The sequence below is a fragment of the Xanthovirga aplysinae genome (genome assembly GCF_009711365.1).
Classification (GTDB): domain Bacteria; phylum Bacteroidota; class Bacteroidia; order Cytophagales; family Cyclobacteriaceae; genus Xanthovirga; species Xanthovirga aplysinae.
The window spans coordinates 1-7,457 of record NZ_SMMB01001073.1 but is presented as its reverse complement, the minus strand read 5'-3'; the positions used below and the strand labels follow the sequence as shown (position 1 = coordinate 7,457).

At 36.8% G+C, this 7,457-nt stretch carries 6 protein-coding genes; 3 read left to right on the top strand and 3 right to left on the bottom strand.

Annotated elements, in window-relative coordinates; genetic code table 11:
- Positions 1-323: 323 nt before the first annotated feature.
- From glmS to E1171_RS12060, 3 genes are all read right to left on the bottom strand, one after another.
- On the bottom strand, positions 324-2,159 hold the full coding sequence (glmS, locus tag E1171_RS12070; RefSeq protein WP_155206261.1) for a glutamine--fructose-6-phosphate transaminase (isomerizing): 1,836 nt from the start codon (positions 2,157-2,159) through the stop codon (positions 324-326).
- Between the two features lie 232 nt (positions 2,160-2,391).
- The gene (locus E1171_RS12065) at positions 2,392-3,924 is read right to left on the bottom strand and encodes a DUF4270 family protein (protein ID WP_187696419.1); all 1,533 of its coding nucleotides are present in this window, start codon (positions 3,922-3,924) and stop codon (positions 2,392-2,394) included.
- Complete coding sequence (locus E1171_RS12060; RefSeq protein ID WP_155206259.1) at positions 3,863-4,675, bottom strand: glycogen/starch synthase; 813 nt, start codon at positions 4,673-4,675, stop codon at positions 3,863-3,865. Before E1171_RS12060 ends, E1171_RS12065 begins: the two co-directional genes overlap by 62 nt.
- A 128-nt stretch (positions 4,676-4,803) precedes the next feature.
- On the opposite strand from E1171_RS12060, the gene panC reads away from it, so the two are divergent.
- From panC to E1171_RS12045, 3 genes are read left to right on the top strand one after another with little or no spacing between them, the layout of a single operon-like run.
- A complete protein-coding gene (gene panC, locus E1171_RS12055; protein ID WP_155206258.1) occupies positions 4,804-5,655 on the top strand; it encodes a pantoate--beta-alanine ligase in 852 nt (283 codons plus the stop codon).
- A gap of 30 nt (positions 5,656-5,685) precedes the next feature.
- The gene (panD, locus tag E1171_RS12050; RefSeq protein WP_155206257.1) at positions 5,686-6,033 is read left to right on the top strand and encodes an aspartate 1-decarboxylase; all 348 of its coding nucleotides are present in this window, start codon (positions 5,686-5,688) and stop codon (positions 6,031-6,033) included.
- Between the two features lie 9 nt (positions 6,034-6,042).
- Entirely contained in the window at positions 6,043-7,080 is a 1,038-nt protein-coding gene (locus E1171_RS12045) for a lysylphosphatidylglycerol synthase transmembrane domain-containing protein (RefSeq protein ID WP_155206256.1), read from the top strand.
- The last annotated feature ends 377 nt before the right edge of the window (positions 7,081-7,457 follow it).

Sequence of the window (7,457 nt, the reverse complement as noted above, 5' to 3'; positions counted from 1 at the left end):
AAATATCGGTAATTCCAAACAGGAGCCATTTTAACACCCAAAAACAAAAAGTAATTTGTCTTAAATGATCTTTATTCTCCTGTTGAAATCTTTTTGCCTAAATGATCAATAACTTGGAATAAGTTCTAAATGATTGGTAAATACTAAATATAAAACTTTAAAGAAACCCTTATTAATCAAATAGAATTAAAGGCACGACAAGTCTAAAAAATTAAGCCAATCCCCTATAAACACAAAAAGCTGCCCTTAAAATTGGACAGCTTTAGCTATAAGAAAGATCTTTATTTCAATTTTAAAACTTGCAATGAAATTTAGAGAAAAACTTATTCTACCGTAACGGACTTAGCTAAATTTCTTGGTTGGTCTACATTACATCCCCTCATGACTGCAATATGATAGGATAACAATTGCAAAGGAATAACAGATATCAAAGGCATCAGAGCTTCATGAGTGGCAGGTACTTCAATTATATGATCAGCCATTTTAGGCATTAATTGATCTCCTTCTGTTACCACAGCAATTACCTGGCCCTTTCTAGCCTTCACCTCTTGCACATTCGAAACAATTTTTTCGTAAGAACTATCGTGAGTAGCAATGACAACAACTGGCATTTCCTCATCAATTAAGGCAATAGGACCATGTTTCATCTCAGCGGCAGGATAACCCTCTGCGTGTATATAGGAGATTTCCTTCAACTTCAATGCTCCTTCCAAAGCCACAGGAAAATTATACCCCCTTCCCAGGTAGAGACAGTTTTTTGCGTCCTTGTAAATGCTGGCAATGTATTTGATTTGGTCGTTTAGTTCTAAGGCTTTTTGAATTTTCCCCGGAATTGTTTCAAGCTCTACCAACAACTCATGATATTTCGTTTTGGAAAGTGTTCCTTTTCGAAAGGCTATTCTCAAAGCAATCATGGTTAACACGGTCACCTGTCCGGTAAATGCTTTGGTACTCGCCACCCCAATTTCCGGCCCGGCATGAATATAGGCACCTTCATCAGTAATTCGGGCAATAGAAGAACCAACGGTATTTACAACACCTAAGATGATTGCACCCTTCGATTTGGCTAATTCCAAAGCAGCGAGAGTATCAGCCGTTTCTCCCGATTGAGAAATTGCAATTACAACATCCCCTTCTCTAATGATAGGATTTCTGTAGCGGAATTCCGATGCGTATTCCACCTCTACAGGAATTCGACAATACTCTTCGAATATATATTCGGCAACCAATCCTGCATGCCAGGAAGTACCACAAGCAACAATGATTATACGATCAGCATTGACTAGTGTATTGGCATACTCTCTAATTCCTCCTAAAACCAAATGCCCTTTTGCTGCATTTAACCGCCCCCGCAAACTATCACTCACCGACTTTGGCTGTTCAAAAATTTCTTTCAGCATAAAATGCTCATACCCGCCCTTTTCAATAGACTCTAGTTCCATGTCCAAGGTTTGAATATATGGAGTTGTAGGAATGTCCTGAGTATTTCGGATATCTAATTTGTTGTCTTCAATTACAGCAATTTCGAAGTCATTAAGGTATACTACTTCATTGGTGTATTCTACAATAGGGGTGGCATCTGAGGCTAAAAAGAATTCATCCTTTCCTACACCAATCACTAACGGACTTCCTTTACGGGCGGCAACTAGTTTGTTGGGCTCATCTTCCGACATGATTACAATGGCATAAGCGCCCACAATTTGGGTCAATGCCAATCGAACGGCCTCCTCTAAACTACATTGGCTTTTATTTTTGATGTCCTCAACAAAATTTATAAGAACCTCGGAGTCAGTTTCACTCTTAAATTGGTATCCCTTATTTAATAAATCTTGTTTTACTGAACTATAATTTTCAATGATCCCATTATGGATCATAGCCAACTTACCACTGGCTGAAAAATGAGGGTGGGCATTCACATCATTGGGTTCCCCATGAGTTGCCCATCGTGTGTGGCCGATTCCTATATGACTCTTAAGCTGCTCTTCCTTAATAAACCCCTCTAAATCACTAACTTTTCCTTTCTTTTTATAAACAGTTAGTCCTTTATTCATTAGAGCGATACCGGCACTGTCATAACCTCTATATTCAAGTCTCTTTAATCCTTTTACAATCACAGGGTAAGCCTCTCGATGGCCTACATAACCTACAATGCCACACATATATTTTTCCCTTTATTTAATTAGTTTGTTAAAGTGCTTTTCTAAATAATCTATTTTTAAGGAAAACTGACCTTTTACAGTTTAAAGAAGGCACTTTTCGAACTTGCAGTCAACCACAAGTTCAAAAAGTAAAGAAAGGCAAGTTTTCATAGGGCCCTTGCCACCCAAAAAAATTATTAGACTTATTCTTAATGAGTTTGGTTAAAATCTTCAGATTTAATTACTCAAAAAATTAGTTCTTATCAATTACTCTATAAAACATTTCTAATTTAATGTCCTCTGGCTTTATCCGAAATCTTGATAATGAGCGGGAAAAGAAAGAAGTATGAAATGTACCATCTACCACCCTAATGCGACCATCACCATATAAGTCCCTAGTCTGAACATCTAGTGCAAGGGGATACAAGACAAAATCGCTATTGATACTTTCAGGATCCGAAGATTGAGCCAACTCCTCCAGGAACAAGGTAATTGAACCTTCGTAAGCTTTTTCTTCACTACTATAGTCCAACAATGCTGGAATATAATGGTCTTCAATCCTTGAATTAATATACCAATTATCGTCATAAGCGTAATTAGGTTTTTTACTATCAAAGGAAAAGCTTTTTTTCTGCCCGTCATTGGCTAAAAACAAAAAGCTTAAACTTGGAGCAGGTCCCATAAATGCCTCTTCAGCAGTTTCCACAGATTCAAGTTTTAACACAGCATTAGAAATTAATAATTGTTGATCTATCTGATCCAAGCTATCCACCACCTTCTTAAACTCACTCAGGTCAACATGAATTCCAACCCCTGTTCCATCTTGAAGGGCAAGCTTTCCATCGTCAGGTAAAAATGGCTCAAAGGAAGCATTGGCTAAGGGCGTCCCCCCCCTATCCACTTCAATATTGCTATAACTTAATACCTTATCAGTACCCAATTCAAATTGGAAGCTCTCCAATTCCCCATCAACATTTTTATAATCCACAATCAAATAACTTGTCAAGGTATCGTTAACCAATGGAGGAAAATAAAAAGAAAGGATATTGTCTCCTTCAGAGGTGATGGCCAAACCTTTATAACCTTTATTAAGTTTAGTTTGACTATCCAGAATTCCCCCTCTATTATTTTGAATGTCATCAAAAAGTTTTTGCCCAAAGTCATCATTCAAAGAGACTACCACCGAATCAGGATTTTCTTCACTAACAACACCAATTGATTGAGGATCGCTTCCTATACCGCTTAAATCATACGGTGTTCGATCAAAGCCATAATATTGTTTGAAAACAAATATGGTGTCATTATTGCCTGGAACATTATCATATATAAAATCTTCTCCAGAAACTAAATCTTCTGTTAACTCATAAACAGAAACGGTTTGAGTAGAAGGAAACTCTCCATACATTCCTAAAGAATCCAATTGCAAAACTAATCGGGCAGACTCAAAAGTAGCATCATCTGGTATACCACCGGCAACATCACTAGGTAACCCTATTTGTGTAAAAGTAGTCGCCTTAACACTTCCAAAAATTGGGTCTACATAGGACCCTGCAAGCTGCCGCCCATTCGTCGAAATAGAGTCTTCTATTATCACCTGTGGATTAATAGATAGACGTTTGAATTGAATATCTCCTGGATTTTCAGGAGTTAGGCCACTCCCTACTTCGCTGAATTTTTCACAAGAAAAAAAGGAAATCGCTAATATTAGAAGAAGTGAGCTACGCTTAATCAACAAGTTCATTATAGAGGTTGTAGTAAGAGTCCAAAAAGTTTTCGTCTTTCTCAATTGTTTCAATTCTTTTTTCCTTAGGGAAATCATTAAATAAATTATTCAGGCTTTCACTAAATTCTTCCTCAGCTTTAATTACTGCATCGGCATATTCAACTCCCACTTTCACAAATCCTCCAAAATCCGCAGTTTTGAGGTGATCCAACATACCATCTTCAATGTCAAGCATTTTCACCTTATCAATCAGATCGTCACCAAATTTATGCGTAAATACATTATCATAGACTGTAAAAACGGACTTAGTGTTTTTAAATAAAGGGTCATTTTTGTAGGTAGTCTTTAAGTACATAGGCACCAAACTGGTCATCCAATCATTACAATGTACAATATCTGGAGCCCAACCTAACTTCTTAACTGTCTCAATTGCCCCTTTACAAAAGAATATAGCTCTCTCATCATTATCCTGATGGAAATTATTTTCTTTATCGAAGAATACGGATTTACGATGAAAATAGTCTTCATTATCTATGAAGTAGACCTGAAGTTTTGCATTAGGGATAGAGGCCACTTTGATGATAAGAGGCTTCTCTTCTTCACCTACTGCTATATTAATTCCGGAAAGCCGCACCACCTCATGCAGCCTGTTTTTTCTTTCGTTAATGAGACCAAACCTGGGTACCAAAATTCTGATTTCCATTCCTCTTTCTTGCATTGCCTGTGGCAATTTTCTCACAAAATCAGCTACTTCAGAAGTCTGGAGAAAAGGATTGATTTCACTGGCTACATAAAGTATACGAAGTTTCGACATAATATGAAGTATAATTTGATTTTCAGTACAAACGGGATTACAAAATTACAATTTTTTTTCTGTTTTCAAGCTTATTTGCTTTGAAAAACGTAGCTTTGCGCCTGTTTATTTCACTCATTTGCTGAATTATGCAAATTTTTAGGGATATCGCTGGACTTAAAACTTTTTTAAATACCTGGCGAAAAGAGGGAAAATCCATTGGTTTTGTGCCAACTATGGGAGCTTTACATAATGGGCATTTGTCCTTAATTGAAGCATCAAAGTCCAAATGTGACTTGACCGTCTGCAGTATATTCATCAACCCAACCCAGTTTAACGATAGCAAGGACTTTGAAAAGTATCCCCGCACTGTGGATAATGATCTAATCCTATTGCAAAAATACAATTGTGATGTAGTCTTTTGTCCGACTGATGACATCATGTATCCCGAAAAGACACAATTACAAATACATTTCGGATATCTAGAACACATAATGGAAGGCAAACACCGGCCTGGACACTTTAGTGGGGTTGGACTAATTGTAGCTAAATTGTTTCATGTCGTTCAGCCTGATTTGGCTTTTTTTGGACAAAAAGATTTACAACAGTTCATGATTCTAGATCGATTAACAAAAGACCTATTATTCGATATAGAACTCGTCTGTTGCCCAATTATCCGAGAGGAAGATGGTCTGGCCATGTCGTCGAGAAACCAACGTTTAAGCAAAATAGAACGATTGGAGGCTGTTGCGCTTTTTCAAGCCTTGCAACTTGCCAAGGAGCATTTATTAAATGGCAAAAACATTACAGAAACGAAAAAGATTATTTATAATTTTTTTGAGGAAAAAAAGTCTATTCATCTGGAATATTTCGAAATAGTTGACAGAAATTCCCTCCAAAGCATAGAAGAATCTATACAAAAAAACCAACAGTTGGCGTTATGTATTGCAGCATATATCGGAGAGATCCGGCTAATCGATAACATTATTATTAATTATTAATTAACTTTTAATAGCACCTTTTTACAAATTATGCATATTGAGGTTTTAAAATCGAAAATCCACAGAGTAAAAATCACCCAAGCGGAGTTACATTATGTAGGAAGCATCACCATTGATGAAGACTTAATGGATGCTGCAAACCTTATCGAGAACGAAAAAGTACAAATCGTAAATATTAATAATGGAGAGCGTATTGAAACTTATGTACTTAAAGGGGAACGAGGATCTGGAACAATTTGCCTAAATGGAGCTGCTGCAAGAAAAGCTCAAGTTGGTGATTTGGTAATTATTATCTCTTATGCCTCCATGGATATTGAGAAAGCAAAAGAATACCAACCTTCTGTGATTTTCCCCGACCCAAATAACCGTCTTCTATAAATTAAGACCTTGAAAGACCTAAAATTTAAATCGGTACTATTATATACCATTTCGTTGACAGTAGCTCTGGGGTTAATGTGGTATATTTTTAGAGACCTGGATTTCTCTGTAGTTCTTAGCAAGTTAAAACAGCTTAATTACGGTTGGATTGCTCTTTCGGTTATTATTGCCATTAGCAGTCATTATGCCAGGGCCTATCGATGGAATCTACTTCTTCAGCCATTAGGTTTTCAATTGAAAACATGGAGAACCTTTTTGGCTGTCATGAGTATGTATTTTGTTAATCTTATTTTACCTCGAATGGGAGAAGTAAGCCGCTGTGGAGTACTAAAAAGAACAGATAAAGTACCTGTAACGGCCTCCTTAGGCACAGTAGTGGTGGAACGATTGGTTGATTTTTTAGCCTTACTTTTTTTACTAACCATTGTTTTAGTAGCTGAGTTCGGTCGCCTAAAATCCTATTTACTGGCAGCTTTTGAACATACTTTTGACAAATTACAAGACAACCTCAATCTTCTTTTTCTCCTTGCAGGTTTAGTTGTTTTAGGAGTTCTAGGAATAATATTTCTATTTACTTCAAAAAGAAGCTTTTTGAGGAATAACCCTATCATTTTAAAGGTAAAATCCTTTCTAAAAGACCTTTCCTTAGGCTTTACTAGCATCGGAAAGCTTCAAAACAAAGCTGGTTTTTGGCTTTCTACCCTTCTCATTTGGGCTGCTTACTATTTGATGGCATACTTTATTATTTTTGCCTATCCCCCAACAGTTGGACTAAGCATGTGGGCTGGGCTTTCCATTTTAGTAATGGGCGGGCTGGGAATGGCCGCCCCTGTGCAAGGCGGTTTAGGCACCTATCATGCTATGGTAAGTGGAATTCTAATCCTTTATGGAATATCCGAACAAGATGGAATTATTTTTGCCACAATTATGCATAGTGCACAAACCCTTATGGTGCTCATCCTTGGTGGAATATGTCTTTTGCTTTCCCTCCTTATTTCCCCAAAGGAGAAAGAAGAATCTCAAACAAAACAGATTGCAAAGGCCTAGAAAAATTACTGAATAATTTGAGCGATTATCCACCAAGAGCATTAAGACAGGAAAAACACATGAACTCCTGAGACAAAATCTTTTTTCATAATTCTTTTAGTCCAAAATTTAAAAAAGAATAAACTAAACCGGGAGGGAGGAGTTGTAAGTGAACTACTCCTTATTAAGTTTCTTTTTTTTCCTGTCTAAAATCTGTCCTAAGATTGAAATTATTACCTTACTCATATATAAATAAAACAAGGAGTTTCTAAGCTCTTCTTTGCCTTAAATTAATAAGGCAACCTCGACCATTCAAAAAACAATAAACAGGAAAATAAAACTGGAATAAGTTAAGAATTGCGAAAATGAAAGCTCCTCCACTTGGGCTCGAACCAAGG

What these genes read in the sequence shown, in the direction of transcription:
- panC (WP_155206258.1), top strand. Translation starts at nt 4,804, where the DNA reads ATGCAAATTTTTAGGGATATCGCTGGACTTAAAACTTTTTTAAATACC.
- E1171_RS12060 (WP_155206259.1), bottom strand. Translation starts at nt 4,675, where the DNA reads ATGTCGAAACTTCGTATACTTTATGTAGCCAGTGAAATCAATCCTTTT.
- panD (WP_155206257.1), top strand. Translation starts at nt 5,686, where the DNA reads ATGCATATTGAGGTTTTAAAATCGAAAATCCACAGAGTAAAAATCACC.
- glmS (WP_155206261.1), bottom strand. Translation starts at nt 2,159, where the DNA reads ATGTGTGGCATTGTAGGTTATGTAGGCCATCGAGAGGCTTACCCTGTG.